The following is a 21,994-nucleotide window of genomic DNA, read 5'->3' on the forward strand; positions in this document are numbered from 1 at the left end:
GCACATTTGTCCTTCAAAAATGCAGGCAGATCCGCAAATGAGGTTTATTCTGCTCAATTACCTGCGCCCCCGGACGTCCGCGATACGCTTGTACCGCCACAAAAAAAGGCCGAAGTGATGACCTCGAAAAACCCTGCCTCGCCCTCTGCGCCCGAGCGCAAGGATGTGACCCCCAGCCACCTGAATTTCCCGGTGGTGGGCATCGGCGCCTCGGCGGGCGGCCTGCAAGCGATCAAGCTGTTTTTCGAGCATATGCCGAAGGACAGTGGCATGGCGTTCGTGATCATTCTGCACCTGTCGCCCGATCACCAAAGCATCGCCGACCAGATCATTCAGGAATCGACGCGCATGCCGGTGCTGCAAGTGACGCAGCCGGTGCCGATCGAAAAGAACTGTGTGTACGTGATCTCGCCAGCGCATTCGCTGTCGATGAACGACGGCTATCTGCGGGTCAGCACGGCCGGTTCGCCGCAGGCGCGCCACACGGCCATCGACCTGTTCTTTCGCGATCTGGCCGATGTGCACCGTGAGCGGGCGTTCTGCGTGGTGCTGTCAGGCACCGGTTCCGATGGCGCGGTGGGTTTGTCGCGAATCAAGGAACAGGGCGGCGTGACGCTGGTGCAAGTGCCGGAAGACGCCGAGTTCGACGGCATGCCGCGCGCCGCCATCGAGACGCGCATGGTCGATCTGATACTGCCAGTGGTCGAGATGCCGCAGAAACTGATGGAGCTGTGGCGCAACTCTCAGAACATCAAATTACCCAGCGCCAATGATCCCGACTTGAAAGCCTTGAAGCCTGCAAACGAACACGAAGCGTCGATCGCCGAACAACGCCTGCATGAAATCCTGTTGTACCTGCGCAGCAGCACCGGTCACGATTTCAAACACTACAAGCGCGCCACCGTGCTGCGCCGCATCGAGCGGCGCATGCAGGTCACCAGCCAGTCTGACCTCGGCGCCTATTACGACTACCTGCAAAATACCCCGGAAGAATCCAAGGCCCTGCTCGGCGACATGCTGATCGGCGTGACCAACTTCTTCCGTGACCGCGAAGCCTTCGAAGCCCTTGAGCGCGATGTGCTGCCGCAACTGGTGCAATCGGTTGCCGACTCGTCGGAAAAAGAAGAATTGCGCGTCTGGTCTGCCGGCTGCTCGACCGGCGAGGAAGCCTACAGCCTGGCGATCCTGCTCGATGATCAGATGCAGGTACAAAGCAGCAAGGCCAACCTGCAAGTGTTCGCCACCGATATCGACGAACGCGCGATCACCACTGGCCGCGCCGGCACCTATCCGCAAGCCATCGTCACCGACGTACCGCCAACCCGCTTGCGGCATTATTTCGTCAAAGACGATGACCACTACCGGATCCGCAAGGAAATCCGCGAAAAAGTGCTGTTCGCCAAACACAGCCTGTTGTCCGATCCGCCGTTCTCGCAGATCGACCTGATCGTTTGCCGCAATCTGCTGATTTACCTGGATCGCGAGGTGCAGCGGGAAATCCTGCAGATGTTCCACTTTGCCCTGCGACCGGGCGGCTTCCTGTTTCTCGGCACCTCGGAAAGCGCCGATGCCTGCCATGAACTGTTCGCGCCAGTGGACAAGCGCAACCGCATCTTCCGTGCCAAAACCGGTACCCCGAACAGCCGTCGCACCCCGACCATGCCACGTGGCGGTTACATGCGCACCAGCGTTTCCCGACCGCCATCGAAAGCCATCGAGCCCGTCAAGCTGTCGTTTGCCGATATCCACCGCCGCGCCATAGAACGCTTCGCCCCGCCGAGCATCATCGTCGACACCAATGCCGATATTCTTCACATGAGCGAAGCCGCCGGGCGTTTCCTGCGGCATGTCGGCGGCGAGCTGTCACGCAACTTGCTGACGCTGATCCTGCCGGAACTGCGCCTGGAAATTCGCACGACACTGTTCCAGGTGCAGCAAAGCAACCTCACTGTGTGCTCGCGTGAAGTGCTGCTCAAGCGCGAGGAGCGCCAGTACCGCATCACGCTGATTGCGCAGCCGTACAAGGACGACGACTTCGACAGCGAGTGCGTGCTGGTGACCTTCGATGAAACGGAGATCGACGCGCACGAGCAGGCGCTGACCACGGTGCTGCAGACTGAAAGCCAAGTGCTCTCGAACCTGGAACGTGAGCTGCAACGCACCAAATTGCATTTGCAGGACACCATCGAACAGTCGGAAATCTCCAGCGAAGAGCTCAAGGCTTCCAACGAGGAGATGCAGGCGATCAACGAAGAATTGCGCTCGGCCACCGAAGAGCTCGAGACCAGCAAGGAAGAGTTGCAGTCGATCAATGAAGAGCTGTTGACGGTCAATTACGAGCTGAAGACCAAAGTCGAGGAAACCGACAAGATCAACGATTATCTGACCAATCTGATCGCTTCAACTGACATTGCTACGGTGTTCGTCGATCGCAGCATGCGCATCAAATGGTTCACGCCGCGCGCCACCGACATCTTCAGCATGTTGCCGGTAGACACCGGCCGTTCACTGCTGGATATCACCCATCGCCTGAATTACCCGGCGATGACCGAGGATGCGGCGCAAGTGTTCGAATCGCTGAACATGATCGAACGCGAGGTCAACAGTACCGATAACCGCTGGTACATCGCCCGCTTGCTGCCTTATCGTTCCAGCGAAGACCATATCGACGGCACGGTGCTGACCTTCATAGACATCAGCAAGCGCCGCGAAGCCGAGGAAGAGCTGCGCCTGGGCGAAGAACGCATGCGTCTGGTCGCTGAGAGTACGCGTGACTACGCGATTATCATCCTCGATGAAATGGGTGCGATCACCAGTTGGAACAAAGGCGCTGAACTGATCTTTGGCCACAGCAAAAACGAGGCCGAAGGTCAGTACTACGACTTCATCTTCACAGCCGAAGACCGTGCTGCTGGCATGGCTGAAAGTGAACTATCCACCGCCCGCCAGCACGGCCGCTCGGAGGATGAGCGCTGGCATGTGCGCAAGGATGGCAGCCGTTTCTTCTGCAGCGGCGAGGTCACCCTGCTCAGCGGCGATCGCTTGCAAGGCTATGTGAAAATCGCCCGCGACCTGACCGGGCACAAGCGCCAGCAGGATGAACAGAGCAAGGAACTGGCGCAGACGCGCAATACGGTGTCCCTGCGTGATGAGTTCTTCGCGGTCATGTCCCACGAACTCAAGCACCCGCTCAACCTGATCCAGCTCAACGCCGAACTGTTGCGCCGTTTGCCAATGATCCGCACCGCCGGACCGGCGACCAAAGCGGTCAACACCATTTGCGATGCGGTGAACAGTCAGGCGCGGATCATCGACGACCTGCTTGATGTAGCACGGGTACGCACCGGCAAGCTCAAACTGCAATTGGCGCGTGTCGATCTGAGCGCGGTTCTGCGTGACATCCACACGGTAGTGCTCAATGAGCAGCATGCCACGCGCATCGACCTGCAATTGCCTGAAGCACCGTTGATCATTCATGCCGACCCGACACGGGTCGAGCAGATCATCTGGAATCTGGTCAACAATGCCTTGAAGTTCACACCACCGAGCGGGCGCATTGAGTTGATCGCCAGCAAGAGCGGGAAAATGGCGCAACTGGACGTCAAGGATAACGGCGTCGGCATCGCTGCGGAAAACCTCGAACACGTCTTCGATCTGTTCGGCCAGGCGGAAAAACAGCACACCAACCATCAACGTGAAGGCTTGGGCATCGGCCTGTCACTGGTGCGGCAACTGACCGAAGCCCAGCACGGCACGGTGAAGGTTGCTTCGCCGGGGCTCGGCGCCGGTTGTACCTTTACCGTTCGCCTGCCGCTGTCGACTGATGTCGAAGAAACCGCTGCAACAGCCGAGATTGAACCGGTTTCCGGCAAGCTCGATGGCTTGAGCATTCTGCTGGTCGACGACTCGCCGGAAGTGCTGGAGACCTTGAAGCTGCTGCTGGAGATGGAAGACGCCGAAGTGACGGCCTTCGACCATCCCGTGGCAGCGCTGAAAGCCGCTGAGAGCACGCGCTACGATCTGATCATTTCAGACCTCGGCATGCCGGTCATGACCGGCTATGAACTGATGGCTGCCCTGCGCAAGCTGCCGCTGGTGAAAAACGTACCGGCGATCGCCCTGACCGGGTATGGCACTCAGAGCGACATGCAGAAGTCCCGGGAAGCCGGGTTCGATCAGCATCTGGGCAAACCGGTGGCGTACGACGACCTGATTGAAACCATCGAGGCGTTGCGCCGCTCAGAGTTGCTGTAACGGCGCTCAGCACAAATAAGCGCGTTGCACGCAGACCCGACGATCGATCGCCTGCTGCAAACGCGCCTTGCTCTCGGCCCAGAGGCCAGGATCGACGCGCGTGCGGCGCATCAACTCAAGCACGACCGCTTTGGCTTCCAGGTATTCCGACCAGGCGTCGGCAGCCTTGAGCTTGAGCCGCTCGGTTTCGCTCATGTCCATCCGGCGCAGGGCCAGCGCCAATGGGTCGGTGACCACCGGACTCAAGACGCACTGAACCCGGTGCGGTGAAATGAACCCCTGGTAGTCGAGCAAGATCTCCCGTGCGCGCCGGGTCCCCCACTTCAAGGCCACCTCGCAGGATTGCGAGGTTTCACGATCGTGAAACTCCTCACTGAGCGCCCGCCCGTCCTCCAGGTAAACCCCGACAAACACCTGTGTCACGCCGCGTGTGTTGATCCGCGCCTGCACTTCGATCTGCAAGCCGTCGCTCAAGACTTCTTCATGGCTGTACAGCGCTAAACGGCTGTTGCTCCAAAACCAATACTGGGCACCCCGACGTCTCACCATGGCTCTCCTCCCCGCGAGTCGGAAAATTAAGGCACAGATTCGGCGGATCGCCAGGACAACTCGTCAGCTGACACCAACGCAAAAAGCCCCGTCGCACGGATAGATGCGACGGGGCTTTTCGGTGTTGAAGAGGTGGTGTCCCAGGCGGGGTTCGAACCTGCAACCTTCCCCTTAGGAGGGGGATGCTCTATCCAATTGAGCTACTGAGACACTGATTTGACGCGGGCTTTACGCGGCGCGACAGACGGCATGCATGTTAACGGCCGGCCCCTGATTTGTCATGTCGTCCGTAGGGCTTTTTAAGTGTAGGCAGGCGCTCTGCAAGATTGTGGGAACTTTTACCGGGCAATTTGCACTACGCGAAAATGCAGTCATTGCAGATTGCAATCAGCGCTTCGCGAAAAACCTTACCAAACCCTTGTTTTTAAAGGACTTATCACCCGTTACACTGTTGGCACGGCGACTGCTATGCCTGTTCTATCAAAAAGAACAATTTGGAGCGTCGTGCCATGAACAGCACCCTCTTGCTTGCAAACGCAGCGGCTCTGGCTTTCTTGCTCGGATCACATTTTTTTCCCAAGGCTGACGCTGAGCAGCCAGTAGCGCAGCGCGTGCCGCATTACCTGCAGGTGCAGAAAGCGCCGCAGTGGGCAGTGTTGAGTGAACGCAGCGATGCTTCTACGCAAATGGTCAGCGAGCCTGAGCAAGCCTCGGCGCCGACCACCGAACGTCTGGTTTTTTGAAATATCTTCAGGAGTAGAACATGTCCAAATCGGCGACAGGATTTCTCATCCTCGCTTTACTGAGTGGCGTTACCCACCTGGCGCTGTTCGAGGAGACGGAAGTCACCTTGCCTCTGGTTGGCTGTGGCGTATTTGCAGTGCTGTTTGTGCTGGCGCTGATCGCCGGGCGCAAGATCAAGTTCGATCCGGTCCTGCGTTGAGTTGAACCCATTCCAGTAACGCGGCGACAGCGACGGCAAGGTCGGCAGAATTATCGATCTGGTGAACGGGGCTGTCGCTGGATCTTCGGTCTTTGAACAACGCGTTGCGAGCCAGCCTCGCATCGATCTGCTCAGGGGTTTCCCGGCCACGCTTGAGCAAGCGCTTGCGCAGGACCTCGTCTTTGACGGTCAGCAGGATCGGCACAAGGGTCGGATACAACTCTATCGCCTGGCGCAGGTTCGCTCTCGAACCATTCACCAGCACATGCCGCCCGCTTCGCAACCATTCATCCATTTCTTTGGTAATACCGTAAGACAGGCCGTTGGCTTGCCAAGCCAAGGAAAAAGCCCCGGCGCGCTGTCGCCGATCGAACTCTTCAGGTGTCACGCCAATTGCATCTTCGCCAACGGACTCCGCTGATCGGGTAATCACCCGGCGCATTACTTCACAGTTCAACGCTCGCAATGGCTCTCGCGCTGCCTCGATCAGGCTGTCCTTGCCCGAACCGGACGGCCCCATCAGGTAAAAAAGCTTGCCATCCATCCTGTAAACGCCCTCCGACAGGTTCTGCCTCTAGTAAATCGGCAAATTGCCACTATCCTGTACAGACAGGGATCAAGAATAGCGAGCTGCATAGCATGCACGTTATGGCGTCTTCGGACATCAACAGATGTGCATTCGAAAGCGGGCAGCGATACGGACGAATGGAAAGTTTTCCAACCAGTCCGCATTTCTGACAACTGGTGCTGGCATTACGCCTTTACCCGGCTCAATATTTGTCACAGAATTGACGCCAATGATCTGGCAATTTTGAGGCATGATGCCGGCCTCTTAACAATTCAGGTTGAACCAATTGGTCCGGATGCTTGTCCTACCACACATCCTGCGGCCAATCCCGAGAACCGCTCCCCTGAACTAACCGGTTAAATATATGCGCCCATTGAAACAGGCAATTTATTCCAGCCGTACGGCTGACAAGTTTGTCGTACGTCTGCCAGACGGAATGCGTGAACGCATTGCCGAGGTGGCTCGCAATCATCATCGCAGCATGAACTCCGAGATCATTGCGCGCCTTGAGCAGAGTCTTATTCAGGAAGGCGCACTGGGCGAAGAGCTGAGCATGCGCCTGGACAGCCCGGAGCTGTCGCTGCACGAGCGCGAGCTGTTGCAACGCTTCCGTCAGCTGTCGCACCGTCAGCAGAACGCCCTTGTGTCGCTGATCGCCCACGACGCCGAGATGGCCGCAGACGCGTCCTGAGCTAAACCGAACATATTGAAGCCAGCATGATTGCTGGCTTTTTTTTGCCTCGGTTTTCGAGATTTCGCAGGCGCAAAAAAAGCCCGTCAATTTGACGGGCTTTTCATTCACTACAGATCAGAGCAGGAAGATTGTCGCCAGCCCGAGGAAGATGAAGAACCCCCCGCTGTCGGTCATCGCAGTGATCATGACGCTGGCGCCCATCGCCGGATCGCGGCCCATTTTGGCCAGCGTCATCGGGATCAACACGCCCATCAATGCCGCCAGTAACAGATTGAGCGTCATTGCTGCCGTCATCACTACGCCAAGCGACCAACTGCCGTAAAGCATGTACGCGACCACGCCGATTACCCCGCCCCAGACCAGACCGTTGATCAAACCAACCGCCAGCTCTTTGCGCATCAATCGCGAGGTGTTGCCGGTGCTGACCTGATCCAGCGCCATGGCGCGCACGATCATGGTGATGGTCTGGTTGCCGGAGTTGCCGCCGATACCGGCGACGATCGGCATGAGTGCCGCCAGCGCCACCAGTTTCTCGATCGAGCCCTCAAACAGACCGATCACCCGCGATGCCACAAATGCAGTGATCAGGTTCACCGCCAGCCATGCCCAACGGTTACGCAGGGATTTCCACACCGAGGCGAAGATGTCTTCCTCTTCGCGCAGACCGGCCATGTTGAGGACTTCGCTTTCGCTTTCCTCACGAATCAGGTCGACCATTTCGTCGATGGTCAGACGGCCGATCAGTTTGCCGTTCTTGTCGACCACCGGCGCCGAGATCAAGTCGTAACGCTCGAATGCCTGAGCAGCGTCGTAAGCGTCTTCATCCGGGTGGAAACTCACCGGATCGCTGGCCATTACTTCGGCGACCTGTTTTTCCGGATCGTTGACCAGCAGACGCTTGATCGGCAACACGCCCTTGAGCACGCCGTCGTAATCGACCACGAACAGTTTGTCGGTGTGACCAGGAAGCTCTTTGAGGCGACGCAGATAGCGCAGAACCACTTCAAGGCTGACGTCCTCACGGATCGTCACCATCTCGAAGTCCATCAGCGCACCGACCTGATCCTCGTCGTAGGAAAGAGCCGAGCGCACGCGTTCGCGCTGCTGGTTATCCAGACTCTCCATCAGCTCATGGACGACGTCTCGCGGCAGCTCGGAGGCCAGGTCAGCGAGTTCGTCGGCGTCCATGTCCTTGGCCGCAGCCAGGAGCTCGTGATCGTCCATGTCGGCGATCAGCGTTTCACGGACGGAATCGGATACTTCGAGAAGAATGTCGCCGTCGCGGTCGGCCTTGACCAGTTGCCAGAGCGTCAGACGATCGTCCAGCGGCAAGGCTTCGAGAATGTAGGCGACGTCGGCGGAGTGCAGGTCATCGAGCTTGCGTTGCAGCTCGACGAGATTTTGCCGGTGAACCAGGTTTTCCACGCGGTCGTGGTGCGGACCTTCCTGGCGATGAGTCAGGTCTTCAACGACACGCTGGCGCTGCAGCAACTCGACGACCTGAGCCAGGCGGTCCTGCAGGCTTTCCTGTGTTTTCTTTACTTCGATTTCGGACATAGGCGAACTCCACTCCCAGCAGCGGGGCACGCCGGAAGGATCAATCAGTCAATTCATGATTGGTGAAACGGTTTACTGAACAACTACTGGGTAAGTCCATGGAGGTATTCCATAAGCCCCGGCGGGGCTGACGGGCGCAATGATACACGCCCGACGGTTTAAAACGTTGAAAAAATCACGGCTGAAACAAGCGCTTGCGAAACAAACCTGAGCGCTTGCGTGATCCGTGCAAATGCGACGACTCATCTTGAAAAGAAAACACACCGACATTGCAAAAAGCAGCGACTACCCTTGAGCGTAGATCGTCACGGAGGACATCGAATGCCATCAAAACCCGCGCTTTTTCTATTGACCGCCCTGCTCCCCGTCATCCCTTCCAAAGCCGCCACGCTTCATCGTTGCGAGGCCGCTGACGGCAGCGTCACCTTCACATCGATGAGCTGCGCAATGGGTGAGCAACTCTCGGTTCAGGAGGTTCATCCCTATTCTCCCGGCTGGGTCGCAATCATGCCGGAGCTCAATCACGAAGCTGTGACAGGCATGAACGACCGCGGCCGCGAACCGGGCATCGTCGGCGGCGCCGAACACAAATGTGGAAACCAGATCGATAACAGGCAGCGGCGCGAAGCAATCATCAACCGGCGGGTGATTGCCGGCATGAGCCAGCGGGACGTCGAAAGCGCACTGGGCAAGCCGGACAAGATCAACACGCGCACATCGACCACGAGCTATCGTTACGACCTCAAGCGAGGCCGCAGTGCTCAAATTGATTTTGATGAAAGGGGTTGTGTGAAGGGAAAAGCCAAATCCCGGACAGCAAAAAGCCCGCGTTAAACGCGGGCTTTTTGGTATATGGTGCACTCGACAGGATTCGAACCTGTGACCGCTCGGTTCGTAGCCGAGTACTCTATCCAGCTGAGCTACGAGTGCATTTTGTGTTTTTAAACCAGACCACAACTGGCTGTAACCGAGTTACTCACCTTACAGCAAATAACTCTTAAATGGTGCACTCGACAGGATTCGAACCTGTGACCGCTCGGTTCGTAGCCGAGTACTCTATCCAGCTGAGCTACGAGTGCATTTGTTGCCGCGCATTATAGGCCGTCTAATCTCTATGTCAAACACTTTTTCTAGTAATTTCAACAACTTACAGAAGAAGCCAGATTACGACGTACTAAGCAAATAATGGCGGAGAACGGGGGATTCGAACCCCCGACACCCTTTTGAGGTGTACTCCCTTAGCAGGGGAGCGCCTTCGGCCACTCGGCCAGCTCTCCGCAACACGGGGCGTATATTAACCAGCTTCTTCCCCGTTTGCAAACATAAAAATCGATAAAAATTAATGGCTTGGTTCTTCGTCCTTCTCTTTCTTTATACGCAGGTAAATTTCCTCACGGTGCACCGCAACCTCTTTCGGAGCGTTGACGCCGATACGCACCTGGTTTCCTTTGACGCCGAGCACGGTCACGGTGATTTCGCCGTCACCGATAATCAGGCTTTCCGCGCACCGACGAGTCAGAATCAGCATACCTTTCTCCTTACGCCATTCATTTCAGGGACAACAGTCTGCAAAAAAAAGGCACCCGACCTACAACCGCAGCGATCGTAGCCCTACATGCCTGAGTATTGACCAGCGCGAGCAAAAGAACAGTTCCGGGGCTCGCGCCATTCAAAAATAAAGGGCGCGGTCAGACCGCGCCCTTCACAGAAGCGGATTACTCGCCCTGACGGGCCGGAGCATCCAGTTCGAAAGCCGTGTGCAGCGCGCGCACGGCCAGTTCCAGGTACTTCTCTTCGATCACTACGGACACCTTGATTTCCGAAGTCGAGATCATCTGGATGTTGATGCTTTCTTTCGCCAGGGATTCGAACATGCGGCTGGCCACGCCTGCGTGGGAACGCATGCCGACGCCGACGATCGAGACCTTGGCAATCTTGGTGTCGCCAACGACCTCACGGGCACCGATTTCGCGAGCGGTGTTTTCCAGCACGGTCTGTGCAGCCTGGTAGTCGTTGCGGTGCACGGTGAAGGTGAAGTCGGTGGTGTTATCGTGCGCGACGTTCTGCACGATCATGTCGACTTCGATGTTCGCAGCACTGATCGGGCCGAGAATCTTGAACGCCACACCCGGGGTGTCTGGCACGCCACGGATGGTCAGCTTGGCTTCATCGCGGTTGAAAGCGATGCCGGAAATGATCGGCTGTTCCATGGTTTCCTCTTCATCAATAGTAATGAGGGTGCCCGGACCCTCCTTGAAGCTGTGCAGTACGCGCAGCGGAACGTTGTACTTGCCGGCGAATTCCACCGCACGGATTTGCAGTACCTTGGAACCGAGGCTGGCCATTTCCAGCATCTCTTCGAAGGTGATCTTGTCCAGACGCTGAGCGACCGGCACCACACGCGGGTCGGTGGTATAGACCCCGTCGACGTCGGTGTAGATCTGGCATTCATCCGCCTTCAAGGCCGCCGCCAGTGCCACGCCGGTGGTATCGGAACCGCCGCGACCGAGGGTGGTGATGTTGCCGTGCTCATCGACGCCCTGGAAACCGGCGACAACCACCACGCGGCCAGCCTTCAGATCACCGCGAATCTTCTGGTCATCAATCTGCAAGATACGCGCTTTATTGTGCGCACTGTCAGTCAGGATCCGCACCTGATTACCGGTGTACGACACCGCCGGCACGCCGCGCTTGATCAACGCCATGGCCAACAGGGCAATCGTCACCTGCTCACCGGTGGACACGATCACGTCCAGCTCGCGCGGAACCGGTTGTGCCTCGCCACTGATTTGCTTGGCCAGATCGATCAGACGGTTGGTTTCGCCGCTCATTGCAGACAGCACAACCACCAGGTCATCGCCGGCATCGCGGAATTTCTTAACCTTGTCGGCGACCTGCTCGATTCTCTCGACAGTGCCGACCGAGGTGCCTCCAAATTTCTGTACGATCAAAGCCATTTCAAAGCCGCCTCTGCCCATGAAGGGCGCCCAATAATCTTTCGAACAGTCGCCGGGCCCGCCACTAGACTGCGGGCCCGGCGAGCCGTCTTATAAAGCCTGCTCGACGAATGGAACGGTCAGCGCCAGTGCGCCATCCAGCGCAGCGGCATCGACACCGCCGCCCTGCGCCATGTCCGGACGACCACCGCCCTTCCCGCCCACTGCCGCAGCAGCCTGTTTCATCAAATCACCGGCTTTGAGTTGGCCAGTCAGGTCCTTGGTTACGCCTGCAACCAGTACGACCTTTTCCTCATGGACACCGCCGAGCAGGATCACTGCGCGGCCGAGTTTGTTTTTCAGCTGATCGACCAGCGCCAGCAGCGCCTTGCCATCCTGACCGTCCAGACGGGCGGCCAGCACCTTCACATCCTTGACGTCCACCGCCGAGGCCGACAGATCGTCGCCCGCCGCGCTGGCAGCCTTGGCCTGCAACTGCTCGAGTTGTTTCTCCAGCAGGCGGTTGCGCTCCAGTACCGCCGAGAGCTTGTCGATCAGGTTGTCGCGGCTGCCCTTGACCAGGCTGGCCGCTTCCTTGAGTTGTTCTTCCGCCGCGTTCAAGTAGGCCAGCGCCGCAGCACCGGTGACTGCCTCGATACGACGCACGCCCGATGCCACACCGCCTTCGCTGATGATTTTCAGCAGGCCGATGTCGCCGGTACGGTTGGCGTGGATCCCGCCGCACAGTTCGACCGAGAAGTCGCCCATGCTCAGCACGCGCACGCTGTCGCCGTACTTCTCGCCGAACAGCGCCATGGCGCCTTTGTTCTTTGCGGTTTCGATGTCGGTTTCTTCGGTTTCAACGGCGGAGTTCTTGCGAATCTCGGCGTTGACGATGTCTTCCAGCTGCTTGATCTGTTCTGGCTTGATCGCTTCGAAGTGGCTGAAGTCGAAACGCAAGCGCTGACTGTCGACCAACGAACCTTTCTGCTGCACATGCTCACCGAGCACCTGACGCAGCGCGGCGTGCAGCAAGTGCGTAGCCGAGTGGTTCAGTGCGGTGGCGTGACGCACTTCGGCGTCGACGTGGGTTTCCACCGGCGCGCCAATGGTCAGGCTGCCCGAGGCCAGCACACCGTGGTGCAGGAATGCGCCGCCGGTCTTGGTGGTGTCACGCACATCAAAGCGGCTGTTGCCGGCCTGAATGAAACCGCAGTCGCCGATCTGGCCACCGGATTCGGCGTAGAACGGCGTCTGGTTGAGCACGATCACGCCTTCCTGACCTTCGCTCAGCACGTCGACCGACTGACCATCCTTATAGATGGCAACGATTTTCGCCGAGCCGCTGGTGGCGGCGTAACCGGTGAATTCGGTGGCCACGTCAACCTTGACCAGAGTGTTGTAGTCGAGACCGAACGAGCTGGCCGAACGTGCACGCACACGCTGGGCTTCCATCTCGCGCTCGAAGCCGGCTTCGTCGACGGTCAGGCCGCGTTCGCGAGCGATGTCGGCGGTCAGGTCCATCGGGAAACCGTAGGTGTCGTAGAGTTTGAACACCACGTCGCCCGGCACCACGGTGCCTTTGAGCTCGGCCAGATCCTGCTCGAGGATTTTCAGGCCGTGCTCCAGGGTCTTGGAGAACTGCTCTTCTTCAGCCTTGAGCACGCGCTCGATATTGCTTTGCTGCTTCTGCAGTTCCGGGAAGGCTTCGCCCATCTCGGCGACCAGCGCCGCGACAATCTTGTAGAAGAAGCTGCCGGTAGCGCCGAGCTTGTTGCCGTGACGGCAGGCGCGACGGATGATCCGGCGCAGCACGTAACCGCGACCTTCGTTGGACGGCAGCACGCCATCGGCGATCAGGAAGCCGCAGGAACGGATGTGGTCGGAGACGACTTTGAGCGACGACTGATCGCCGTTTTCGCAGCCGATCGCTTCAGCCGAAGCCTTCAGCAGGTTCTTGAACAGGTCGATGTCGTAGTTGGAATTGACGTGCTGCATCACCGCACTGATCCGCTCCAGGCCCATGCCGGTGTCCACCGACGGCGCTGGCAACGGATGCAACACGCCATCGGCGGTGCGGTTGAACTGCATGAACACGTTGTTCCAGATTTCGATGTAGCGGTCGCCATCTTCTTCCGGCGAGCCCGGCGGGCCGCCCCAGATGTGCTCGCCGTGATCGTAGAAAATCTCGGTACACGGGCCGCACGGGCCGGTGTCACCCATGGTCCAGAAGTTGTCGGACGCGTACGGTGCGCCCTTGTTGTCGCCGATGCGGATCATGCGCTCGGCTGGCACACCGATTTTCTGTGTCCAGATGTCATACGCTTCGTCGTCGGTGGCGTAGACAGTGACCCAGAGCTTTTCCTTCGGCAGCTTGAGCACGCCAGTGAGGAAGGTCCAGGCGAAGGTGATCGCGTCGTGCTTGAAGTAGTCGCCGAAGCTGAAGTTGCCGAGCATTTCGAAGAACGTGTGGTGACGCGCGGTATAACCGACGTTTTCCAGGTCACTGTTCTTGCCGCCGGCGCGCACGCATTTCTGGCTGCTGGTGGCACGGGTGTACGCACGTTTTTCCTGGCCCAGGAAGCAGTCCTTGAACTGGTTCATCCCCGCGTTGGTGAACAGCAGGGTTGGGTCGTTGCCCGGAATCAAAGAGCTGGAGGCTACACGGGTGTGGCCTTGCTCTTCGAAGAAGCGAAGGAAGGCTTCACGGATTTCTGCGCTTTTCATTAGGTTCTTCCACGGAGGCTGCGGCCAAAGGCCTGTTCGAAACGTCGTGAGACGAAGCGACGGCAAAGGGCCGCATTATATCGGCCCTGCGCGCGGGGTACAGCGTGTTTATACGATAGAAACGGTCAATTGGACGGCTAACGCTGTCACTTGCGTGAAAACTCGACGAATGTCGCGACTACTTGCTCGATTTGCGCGCGGCTAACGTCCATGTGCGTAACCATGCGCAAGCGCGCAGCGGCGCTGAGCCTGATCCCGCGTTCGCCGGCAAAGGCCTTGAGTGCTTGGGCTCTGTCGCCCATTTGCACATAAACCATGTTGGTTTGCACGGGTTCGACGACGAAACCGGCCTCACGCAGACCGTCGGCGAGCAACTGCGCGTTGGCATGGTCATCCGCCAGCCGTTCGACGTGATGATCCAGTGCGTACAAGCCAGCCGCCGCGAGCAACCCGGCCTGACGCATGCCGCCGCCGACCATTTTGCGCAAACGCCGCGCCTTGTCGATCAACTGTTCGGAGCCGCACAGCACCGAGCCGACCGGCGCGCCGAGGCCTTTGGACAAGCACACCGACACCGAATCGAAATGCTGGGTGATCTCCCGGGCATCGACGCCGAGCTTGACCGCCGCGTTGTACAGCCGCGCGCCATCCAGGTGCAATTGCAGGCCATGCTCCTGAGTAAAGCGTCGGGCGCGCGCCAGATACTCAAGCGGCAGCACTTTGCCCTGCATGGTGTTTTCCAGCGCCAGCAAACGGCTGCGGGCGAAATGGAAGTCGTCCGGTTTGATCGCGGCGGCGACCTGATCCAGATCCAGTGAACCGTCGGCCTGCACTTCCAGCGGCTGCGGCTGGATCGAGCCAAGCACCGCCGCCCCGCCACCTTCGTACTTATAGGTGTGCGCCTGCTGACCAACGATGTACTCGTCACCACGCTCGCAGTGCGCCATCAGGCCAAGCAGGTTGCTCATGGTCCCGGTCGGCACGAACAAAGCGGCGGCAAAGCCCAGGCGTTTGGCCAGCTCGGCCTCGAGGCGATTGACCGTCGGATCTTCACCGTACACATCGTCTCCGGTGCCCGCTGCGGTCATCGCCTCGAGCATGGCGGGAGTCGGTTGGGTGACGGTGTCGCTGCGAAGATCGATAACGCTCATGAACCTGGCCTCTGGTCAGCAGGGGAAATCCCTTTATGAAGTGGGATTACTGCGGTCATCGCGCAGATTAATCAACCCTTGATCGAGGAAAAATCCCCATCCTCAGGAAAAAGCACAATCCCTGTGGGAGCGAGCCTGCTCGCGAAGGCGCAGTTACAGTCAGCATATTTATTCGTTGCATGTGAAGCCGCGTTCGCGAGCAGGCTCGCTCCCACAGTGTCATGTGCATGGCCGGGAAATATGTGTTACAAACTTGCCGCCGTCCGCCTATGGGCGGCGAAAACGTTCTCAGGGCGGGGTGCAATTCCCCACCGGCGGTAATTGCGCGCAATGCGCATAGCCCGCGAGCGCTTGGCGACGGACACGGCATTGAGCGGTGATCGGCGGCAAGGTCAGCAGACCCGGTGTGATTCCGGGGCCGACGGTCATAGTCCGGATGAAGAGAGAACGGGATCGACGCCAAAGGGCCGTCCGCGTGCATTCGTGCCTGCGTTCGCACCCTTGCATCCCTTTCGATTCATAACGCCCTGTTTTTCACACAAACAGGAGTCAGAACATGCAACCCACCGCTATCGACAGCAAAAGCAAACACCCACAGGGCGAGCGCGTCGCGTTTATCCAGGCCTGCTGGCACAAGGAAATCGTCGACCAGAGCCGTAAAGGCTTCATCGCCGAAATGCTGGTGCAGGGTTATCAGGAATCGGACATCGATTTCTTCGAAGTCGGCGGCGCTTTTGAGATGCCGCTGCACGCCAAGCTGCTGGCCAAGTCCGGCCGTTACGCCGGCATCGTCGCCGCCGCCCTGGTGGTGGACGGCGGCATTTACCGTCACGAGTTCGTTGCGCAATCGGTGGTCAGCGGCCTGATGCAGGTGCAGCTGGAAACCGAAGTGCCGGTGTTCTCGGTGTCCCTGACCCCGCATCACTTCCATTCGGGCGAAGAGCATCAGAAGTTCTTCTTCGAGCACTTTGTGCACAAGGGCCAGGAAGCAGCGCGGACTTGCGCGGATACGTTGCTGAAGATTCGTGCATTGCGTCGAACCGAGCCGCGCGCTGTAGCGGTCTGACTGCACCAGGCCGGGTGGGGACTCAAGCCCCACCCGAATTCAAATGTGGGAGCGAGCCTGCTCGCGAATGCGGTGTGTCAGCCACCATCATTTTTGGCTGGCAGTCAGCATTCGCGAGCAGGCTCGCTCCCACAGGAATTTGCTCCAGCCGCCAGATTGCGTCAGGCGAGGTTTTCGCCGGTGCTCGGGACGATCAGGATGCCGGCGCGTAGGCCATTCTTGACCTTGGGGTTGGGGAAGATGATTCGTGCGCCCTGCTCTTCGATCACCCAACGGGTATTGGCCAGGTCTTCGGCCAGCACATAACCCGGTTCCAGCTCGGAAAAGTTCTCGATGTCCTGAGGCAGATTCAGGCGGAACGCATCGCTGTGCTTGATGATTTCCCGCGCCACGCTGAACAACTGCAAGCCGTCCAGCCCTTCTTCTGTCTCCGGCTCAGTGCCTTCGATGATCTGCTTCAGGCGGGTTTCCAGCAGTGAAACGTTAACGCCATCGTTCTGCCCGAACGGTCGCGCCTTGCCCAGTTCCAGGGTAAAAGCCTCGGCGTCGAGCTTGTCGTAGGTATACGAACTGAACACGATCGACGGTTTGTTCTGTAACAGCACCGCTTCCATGCCGGCCGCGCGCAGGCGTGCCAGTTCGCGGCGGGAATGCTGGCGCCCTTCCTTCCACGGGTACAAGGCGAACTGTTCGATCTTCGAACCGCGAATCGCCGTGTGCAGGTCGTAGTGCAGACGCTGGCGCTCGGGCTTGCTGAAGAAACTCGCCGCCAGCCGTTCCAGCTCACAGGCGCGCAACGCTTCCGAGCCGCTGCTTTGTTCGTGGCGGCCGTTGAACAGCCGATTGACGTCCTGCTCGACGAAACGCTCACCTTTGCGAATCGCTTCCGGATTGCCGAACAGGAACAGAATGCGTGCGCGCGGCTTGAGATCGCCGCGTGCGATGTCGTGCAGCAGCCGATCGAGCAACTCGATCGGTGCGGTTTCATTACCGTGGATGCCTGCCGACAGCAGCAGGTCCAGGCCATTGTCGCGCGCTTCCGGGGGCCGCACTTCCAGCGCCCCTTCGCTCAACCAGCGCATGCGCACGCCTTCGACAGTCAGTTGAGTCTTCTCCGCCGGTTCGCGGCCGGCGAGGGTCAGTTCAAGCAGTTTGCCGAGGGCGAGCATAGAGCGATTTCCTTAATGGTCGTGGTTGCAATCCGGGCCGTGTACGTGATCCTCGTCAGCGCCGAGGTCAGCCGGTTCCATTTCCAGTTGCAGACTTACCAGATTAGTCGCCAATGGGCGCAGCAGCAGGTTGGCGTACTCTTCGTCACCTTCCTCGACGTCGACGCCGATCAGCAGCTGGCCACGGCCGTCCTGCTGGATCCACAGCTCTTTGCCTTGCCACATGACCGCAACGCGGGTGCACGAGGTTTGCAATTGCGTGCCGTCGGTGTCTTCAAGGATCAGCTGCAGGGAATCGCTCATGTTTTTACTCTCTTGGGGTGACACGCCGCGCGCCACGTTCAGGCAGCGCGCCGGCGATCAATTGATCTGGAAGGGATAAACCGCGCCCAGTTTAAGGATTTGCGTCAGTTCATCCAGTGCCGTCCGGCATTCAAGCAGCAACTGCGGGTCCGCCAGGTCGGTTTCGCTCAGGCGGTCGCGGTAGTGCTTTTCAACCCATGCGGTCAACGAACCGTACAACGGGGCCGTCATGATAACCCCTGGGTTGACCGCCGCCAGTTCGGTTTCATTCAGCGCCACACGCAGACGCAGGCACGCCGGGCCACCGCCGTTCTGCATGCTCTGCTTGAGATCGAAGACCTTCACTTCGCGGATCATGCCACCCGAGCTGGTCAGGCTTTGCAGATAAGCCCAGACGCGTTCGTTGGCCTGGCATTCCTGCGGCACGATCAGCAGCATCGAACCATCGGCACGCGACAGCAACTGGCTGTTGAACAGGTAGGAACGCACCGCATCATCGACGCTGACCGCCGAACGCGGCACACACACCGACTGGAAGTTGCCGCCGACCTTGGCCAGTTTGCCTTGCAGTTCGGCGAGCATCTTGTCGGTCTCGAGGAACGCGTCCTCGTGATAGAACAGCACCTCCCCATTGCCCACGGCGATCACGTCGTTGTGGAACACACCCTGATCGATGACATTGGGGTTTTGCTGGGCGTAGACCACGCGTTCGTCACGCAGACCGTGCAGACGCGCGACGGCTTGCGAGGCTTCGAGGGTCTGGCGCGCCGGGTATTTCTGCGGTGCCGGGAAACGATTGTCGAAGGCGCTGCGGCCGAATACGAAAAACTCGACGCCGGCTTCACCGTACTCACGGCAGAAACGCGTGTGGTTGGCCGCGCCTTCATCACCGAACTGCGCCACTGCCGGCAAAGCGGCGTGATGGGCGAAGTGCTGTTGATTGGCGAACATCGCACCGAGCACGCGGCTGGTGGTCGGGTGCTCGATGCTGCGGTGGTATTTGCAATTGAGGTTGGCGGCGGTGAAGTGCACGCGGCCGTCAGCGGTATCGGCGCTCGGGCTGACCGTCGCGGCATTGGCTACCCACATGCTTGAGGCCGAGCAACTGGCAACCAGCAGCGGCATCGCCTCTTTGGCGGCGCGCTCGATCACTTGTGCGTCAGTGCCGCTGAAGCCCAGACGACGCAGCGCGGCCACGTCGGGACGTTCTTGCGGAGCGAGCACGCCTTGCTGAAAGCCCATGTCCATCAGCGCTTTCATCTTGGCCAGACCTTGCAGCGCCGCTTCCTTCGGATTCGAGGATTGCTGACTGTTGCTTTGCGAGGCGACGTTGCCGTAGGACAGACCACCGTAGTTATGGGTCGGCCCCACTAGACCGTCAAAATTGACTTCATAGGATTTCATCAGCGAGGCTCCACGAGAATCTGTTGTTATAGGCTTCAGTAACTATTCTTTGCGACCGAGGCGCGGCCTTCGCGAGCAGGCTCGCTCCCACAGGATTTAGGTTGGACACAAAATGTGTGAACACCACTGAACCTGTGGGAGCGAGCCTGCTCGCGAATAGGCATCACGCCATTTTCACGCCGGGTGTCAGGGCGGCAGGCAACACCAGGCTCGGGGTTTCCAGCGACGCCACCGGGTACGCGCAGTAATCCGCGGCGTAGTAGGCGCTGGCGCGATGGTTGCCCGACGCCCCGACACCGCCGAACGGCGCGCTGCTCGCGGCGCCGGTCAGTTGCTTGTTCCAGTTGACGATGCCAGCGCGGCTTTCCAGCCAGAACTGCTGATAACGCGCTTCGGAATCCGACAGCAGGCCGGCGGCCAGACCATAGGCGGTGTTGTTGGCTTCGACGATGGCGGCTTCGAAATCGACGTAGCGAATGACTTGCAGCAACGGCCCGAACAGTTCTTCGTCCGGACGCTCGGCCACGGCCGTCACATCGACAATGCCCGGAGTCAGCAAGGCCGATTGCGCCTGTGGCTGAGTCATTTCCAGCAGCGCCACCGCGCCGTTGGTCAGCAGTCGTTCCTGCGCATCCATCAGCGCCTTCGCCGCGCCAAGGGAAATCACCGAGCCCATGAACGGTGCCGGTTGCTGATCGAACGCACCGACTTCAATGGTCGAACTGACCTCCACCAGACGCTTGAGCAGGCTGTCGCCCCACGCACCTTGTGGCACCAGCAGACGGCGGGCACAGGTGCAGCGCTGGCCGGCAGAGATGAACGCCGACTGAATGATCGTGTACACCGCCGCGTCCAGATCGGCGACCTGATCGACCACCAGCGGGTTGTTGCCGCCCATTTCCAAGGCAAGAATCTTGTCCGGACGCCCGGCGAACTGCTGATGCAGATGATTGCCGGTGCGGCTGGAGCCGGTGAAGAACAGACCGTCGATACCCGGGTTCGCCGCCAGAGCAATACCGGTTTCGCGGGCGCCCTGCAGCAGGTTCAAAACGCCCGCCGGCAGACCGGCTTCGATCCAGCACTTGACCGTCAGCTCGGCGACTTTCGGCGTCAGTTCACTGGGCTTGAACAGCACCGTGTTACCGGCCAGCAGCGCCGGGACGATATGACCGTTAGGCAGGTGACCCGGGAAGTTGTAAGGGCCGAACACCGCGACCACGCCGTGCGGCTTGTGGCGCAATACGGCGGTGGCGTCGCCCAATGGGCCGCTCTTCTCGCCGGTCCGCTCACGGTAGCTCTGCACCGAAATCGCGATCTTGTTGACCATGCTGGTCACCTCAGTCGCGGCTTCCCACAGTGGTTTGCCGGTTTCTTCGCCGATGGTGCGAGCCAGTTCGTCAGCGTGGTTTTTCAACGCAGCAGCAAAAGCTTCGAGGACGCTGATGCGCTCCTCGAGGGTGCGACGTGCCCACTGAGGAAACGCCTGACGAGCAGCCTGCACCGCCGATTCGACCTGCGCGGCAGTGGCGCCCTCGCCCGCCCACAGCACTTGCTGGGTCACCGGGTTCAAAGATTGAAAGGCTTCGCCCTGACCGGCCAGCCACTCACCTGCGATGTATAGCGAATTCATTATTTCGACTCCCGTGCAGCGGACAACGCCACGGCGCGAACCTGATCGCCGGCGCTGAGTTGAAGACGTTTCGCGGTCTGCGGATCGACCACCAGGGTGCCCGCAGCCAGGCGCGCTGGTGCAGCCGTGATGCGGCAATCCTCGCGTTTGCGGTTGTGGATGATGAACGGCGTGGCGTCATCGCCCGGCGTGCCGACGGCCAGCACCAGCGCTTCGCTGTCACGCACCGCGCGGATCTTGCTGGTTTCGCATTCGATGGCCGGGCCGGCGTCGAAGATGTCGACGTAACCCTGATAGCTGAAGCCTTCGCTCTTGAGCATGGCCAACGCCGGTTCGGTGTCCGGGTGCACCTGGCCGATGACGTTGCGCGCGTCCGGCGAGAGGAAGCAGGTGTACAGCGGGAATTTCGGCATCAGTTCGGCGATGAATGCCTTGTTGCCGACGCCGGTCAGGTAATCGGCCTGGCTGAATTCCATCTTGAAGAAATGGCGGCCGAGGCTTTCCCAGAACGGCGAGCGCCCGGCGTCATCGGACACGCCACGCATTTCGGCGATGATCTTGTTACCGAACAGCTCCGGGAACTCAGCGATGAACAGCATGCGCGCCTTGGACAGCATCCGGCCGTTGAGGCCGTTGCGGTAATCGGCGTGCAGGAACAGCGAGCACAACTCGGAATTGCCGGTCAGGTCGTTGGCCAGAAACAGCGTCGGAATTTCGCGATAGATATTCAGCTCTTGCGAAGCGCTGACGGTCAGACCGACGCGGAAGTTGTACCAGGGCTCACGCAGGCCGACCGCACCGGCGATGGCGGAAATGCCCACCACACGGCCGTCATCGTCTTCGAGCACGAACAGATAGTCGGCATCACCGCGCCCGGCTTCGCCGCGAAAGGTCTTCTCGGCCCAGCCGACCCGGTGGGTCAGGCGCTCTTCGTTGGCCGGCAAGGTAGTCAGGCCGGTGCCGGTGCTGCGGGCCAGGTCGATCAGCGCGGATAAATCGCTGCTGCGTACGGGACGAACAATCATGCTATCTCCTCAAACGGG

18 protein-coding genes, 4 tRNA genes and 1 riboswitch are annotated in these 21,994 nt (G+C 59.4%); of the genes, 6 read left to right on the forward strand and 16 right to left on the reverse strand.

What is annotated here, in order from left to right:
* The first annotated feature begins 117 nt into the window (after window positions 1-117).
* On the forward strand, window positions 118-4,254 hold the full coding sequence (locus tag ACZ0AZ_RS01800) for a CheR family methyltransferase (RefSeq protein WP_463538608.1): 4,137 nt from the start codon (window positions 118-120) through the stop codon (window positions 4,252-4,254).
* Window positions 4,255-4,260: 6 nt separating this feature from the next.
* Here ACZ0AZ_RS01800 and ACZ0AZ_RS01805 read toward each other — a convergent pair whose 3' ends face one another.
* Both ACZ0AZ_RS01805 and ACZ0AZ_RS01810 read right to left on the reverse strand, forming a co-directional pair.
* Window positions 4,261-4,800, reverse strand: coding sequence for a hypothetical protein (locus ACZ0AZ_RS01805; protein ID WP_129997702.1), 540 nt, complete (start codon window positions 4,798-4,800; stop codon window positions 4,261-4,263).
* A gap of 136 nt (window positions 4,801-4,936) precedes the next feature.
* Window positions 4,937-5,013: transfer RNA gene (locus ACZ0AZ_RS01810), tRNA-Arg, on the reverse strand.
* A gap of 299 nt (window positions 5,014-5,312) precedes the next feature.
* Here ACZ0AZ_RS01810 and ACZ0AZ_RS01815 point away from each other — a divergent pair.
* The gene (locus tag ACZ0AZ_RS01815) at window positions 5,313-5,546 is read left to right on the forward strand and encodes a hypothetical protein (protein WP_039757892.1); all 234 of its coding nucleotides are present in this window, start codon (window positions 5,313-5,315) and stop codon (window positions 5,544-5,546) included.
* Between the two features lie 20 nt (window positions 5,547-5,566).
* Entirely contained in the window at window positions 5,567-5,746 is a 180-nt protein-coding gene (locus tag ACZ0AZ_RS01820) for a PA3371 family protein (protein ID WP_016773599.1), read from the forward strand.
* Here ACZ0AZ_RS01820 and phnN read toward each other — a convergent pair.
* Complete coding sequence (gene phnN, locus ACZ0AZ_RS01825; protein WP_463538609.1) at window positions 5,721-6,290, reverse strand: phosphonate metabolism protein/1,5-bisphosphokinase (PRPP-forming) PhnN; 570 nt, start codon at window positions 6,288-6,290, stop codon at window positions 5,721-5,723. The two genes, ACZ0AZ_RS01820 and phnN, sit on opposite strands and share 26 nt — an antisense overlap.
* Before the next feature lie 388 nt (window positions 6,291-6,678).
* Here phnN and ACZ0AZ_RS01830 point away from each other — a divergent pair, with 388 nt between their 5' ends.
* Window positions 6,679-7,005 (forward strand): Arc family DNA-binding protein, encoded by a 327-nt coding sequence (locus ACZ0AZ_RS01830; RefSeq protein WP_003178899.1) that lies wholly within the window; start codon window positions 6,679-6,681, stop codon window positions 7,003-7,005.
* Window positions 7,006-7,122: 117 nt separating this feature from the next.
* Here the strand turns inward: ACZ0AZ_RS01830 and mgtE are convergent, their stop codons facing one another.
* Window positions 7,123-8,565, reverse strand: coding sequence for a magnesium transporter (mgtE, locus tag ACZ0AZ_RS01835; protein WP_016773597.1), 1,443 nt, complete (start codon window positions 8,563-8,565; stop codon window positions 7,123-7,125).
* Window positions 8,566-8,886: 321 nt separating this feature from the next.
* Here mgtE and ACZ0AZ_RS01840 point away from each other — a divergent pair, with 321 nt between their 5' ends.
* Entirely contained in the window at window positions 8,887-9,399 is a 513-nt protein-coding gene (locus ACZ0AZ_RS01840) for a cell envelope protein SmpA (RefSeq protein ID WP_129997436.1), read from the forward strand.
* Between the two features lie 19 nt (window positions 9,400-9,418).
* Here ACZ0AZ_RS01840 and ACZ0AZ_RS01845 read toward each other — a convergent pair.
* From ACZ0AZ_RS01845 to ltaE, 7 genes are all read right to left on the reverse strand, one after another.
* Window positions 9,419-9,495 (reverse strand) — tRNA-Arg (locus ACZ0AZ_RS01845).
* 72 nt (window positions 9,496-9,567) lie between these two features.
* Window positions 9,568-9,644: transfer RNA gene (locus tag ACZ0AZ_RS01850), tRNA-Arg, on the reverse strand.
* A 107-nt stretch (window positions 9,645-9,751) separates the two neighbouring features.
* Window positions 9,752-9,842: transfer RNA gene (locus ACZ0AZ_RS01855), tRNA-Ser, on the reverse strand.
* Between the two features lie 62 nt (window positions 9,843-9,904).
* Window positions 9,905-10,093, reverse strand: a complete 189-nt coding sequence (gene csrA, locus ACZ0AZ_RS01860; RefSeq protein ID WP_002554426.1) for a carbon storage regulator CsrA — start codon at window positions 10,091-10,093, stop codon at window positions 9,905-9,907.
* 187 nt (window positions 10,094-10,280) lie between these two features.
* Window positions 10,281-11,522 carry an aspartate kinase gene (locus ACZ0AZ_RS01865; RefSeq protein WP_016773595.1) on the reverse strand — a complete coding sequence of 414 codons (1,242 nt, stop codon included), beginning with the start codon at window positions 11,520-11,522 and terminating at the stop codon, window positions 10,281-10,283.
* A gap of 90 nt (window positions 11,523-11,612) precedes the next feature.
* A complete protein-coding gene (alaS, locus tag ACZ0AZ_RS01870) occupies window positions 11,613-14,228 on the reverse strand; it encodes an alanine--tRNA ligase (protein ID WP_039757942.1) in 2,616 nt (871 codons plus the stop codon).
* Between the two features lie 146 nt (window positions 14,229-14,374).
* Entirely contained in the window at window positions 14,375-15,379 is a 1,005-nt protein-coding gene (gene ltaE / locus ACZ0AZ_RS01875) for a low-specificity L-threonine aldolase (protein WP_463538610.1), read from the reverse strand.
* Window positions 15,380-15,659: 280 nt separating this feature from the next.
* A riboswitch (FMN riboswitch) is annotated at window positions 15,660-15,832 on the forward strand.
* 103 nt (window positions 15,833-15,935) lie between these two features.
* On the opposite strand from ltaE, the gene ACZ0AZ_RS01880 reads away from it, so the two are divergent.
* Window positions 15,936-16,445: a 6,7-dimethyl-8-ribityllumazine synthase gene (locus ACZ0AZ_RS01880; RefSeq protein WP_039757946.1), complete on the forward strand. Its 510-nt coding sequence runs from the start codon at window positions 15,936-15,938 to the stop codon at window positions 16,443-16,445.
* 161 nt (window positions 16,446-16,606) lie between these two features.
* On the opposite strand, the gene astE is transcribed toward ACZ0AZ_RS01880, so the two are convergent.
* The 5 genes from astE to astA form a co-directional block, all read right to left on the reverse strand.
* Window positions 16,607-17,614, reverse strand: coding sequence for a succinylglutamate desuccinylase (gene astE / locus ACZ0AZ_RS01885; protein WP_463538611.1), 1,008 nt, complete (start codon window positions 17,612-17,614; stop codon window positions 16,607-16,609).
* A gap of 12 nt (window positions 17,615-17,626) precedes the next feature.
* Entirely contained in the window at window positions 17,627-17,917 is a 291-nt protein-coding gene (locus tag ACZ0AZ_RS01890) for a hypothetical protein (RefSeq protein WP_016773591.1), read from the reverse strand.
* A gap of 57 nt (window positions 17,918-17,974) precedes the next feature.
* Window positions 17,975-19,321, reverse strand: coding sequence for an N-succinylarginine dihydrolase (astB, locus tag ACZ0AZ_RS01895; RefSeq protein WP_463538612.1), 1,347 nt, complete (start codon window positions 19,319-19,321; stop codon window positions 17,975-17,977).
* Between the two features lie 163 nt (window positions 19,322-19,484).
* Entirely contained in the window at window positions 19,485-20,954 is a 1,470-nt protein-coding gene (astD, locus tag ACZ0AZ_RS01900) for a succinylglutamate-semialdehyde dehydrogenase (RefSeq protein WP_463538821.1), read from the reverse strand.
* Window positions 20,951-21,976 (reverse strand): arginine N-succinyltransferase, encoded by a 1,026-nt coding sequence (gene astA / locus ACZ0AZ_RS01905; RefSeq protein ID WP_024014014.1) that lies wholly within the window; start codon window positions 21,974-21,976, stop codon window positions 20,951-20,953. Before astA ends, astD begins: the two co-directional genes overlap by 4 nt.
* Window positions 21,977-21,994 lie beyond the last annotated feature (18 nt).

It is taken from the genome of Pseudomonas sp. AC239 (genome assembly GCF_979258545.1).

Bases quoted from the DNA above. Each gene is read 5' to 3' on its own strand.
- ACZ0AZ_RS01830 (WP_003178899.1), top strand. From the start codon at position 6,679: ATGCGCCCATTGAAACAGGCAATTTATTCCAGCCGTACGGCTGACAAG.
- astA (WP_024014014.1), bottom strand. From the start codon at position 21,976: ATGATTGTTCGTCCCGTACGCAGCAGCGATTTATCCGCGCTGATCGAC.
- ACZ0AZ_RS01800 (WP_463538608.1), top strand. From the start codon at position 118: ATGACCTCGAAAAACCCTGCCTCGCCCTCTGCGCCCGAGCGCAAGGAT.
- ACZ0AZ_RS01820 (WP_016773599.1), top strand. From the start codon at position 5,567: ATGTCCAAATCGGCGACAGGATTTCTCATCCTCGCTTTACTGAGTGGC.
- ACZ0AZ_RS01815 (WP_039757892.1), top strand. From the start codon at position 5,313: ATGAACAGCACCCTCTTGCTTGCAAACGCAGCGGCTCTGGCTTTCTTG.
- ACZ0AZ_RS01880 (WP_039757946.1), top strand. From the start codon at position 15,936: ATGCAACCCACCGCTATCGACAGCAAAAGCAAACACCCACAGGGCGAG.
- astB (WP_463538612.1), bottom strand. From the start codon at position 19,321: ATGAAATCCTATGAAGTCAATTTTGACGGTCTAGTGGGGCCGACCCAT.
- ACZ0AZ_RS01840 (WP_129997436.1), top strand. From the start codon at position 8,887: ATGCCATCAAAACCCGCGCTTTTTCTATTGACCGCCCTGCTCCCCGTC.
- ltaE (WP_463538610.1), bottom strand. From the start codon at position 15,379: ATGAGCGTTATCGATCTTCGCAGCGACACCGTCACCCAACCGACTCCC.
- alaS (WP_039757942.1), bottom strand. From the start codon at position 14,228: ATGAAAAGCGCAGAAATCCGTGAAGCCTTCCTTCGCTTCTTCGAAGAG.
- csrA (WP_002554426.1), bottom strand. From the start codon at position 10,093: ATGCTGATTCTGACTCGTCGGTGCGCGGAAAGCCTGATTATCGGTGAC.
- astE (WP_463538611.1), bottom strand. From the start codon at position 17,614: ATGCTCGCCCTCGGCAAACTGCTTGAACTGACCCTCGCCGGCCGCGAA.
- phnN (WP_463538609.1), bottom strand. From the start codon at position 6,290: ATGGATGGCAAGCTTTTTTACCTGATGGGGCCGTCCGGTTCGGGCAAG.
- ACZ0AZ_RS01865 (WP_016773595.1), bottom strand. From the start codon at position 11,522: ATGGCTTTGATCGTACAGAAATTTGGAGGCACCTCGGTCGGCACTGTC.
- mgtE (WP_016773597.1), bottom strand. From the start codon at position 8,565: ATGTCCGAAATCGAAGTAAAGAAAACACAGGAAAGCCTGCAGGACCGC.
- ACZ0AZ_RS01890 (WP_016773591.1), bottom strand. From the start codon at position 17,917: ATGAGCGATTCCCTGCAGCTGATCCTTGAAGACACCGACGGCACGCAA.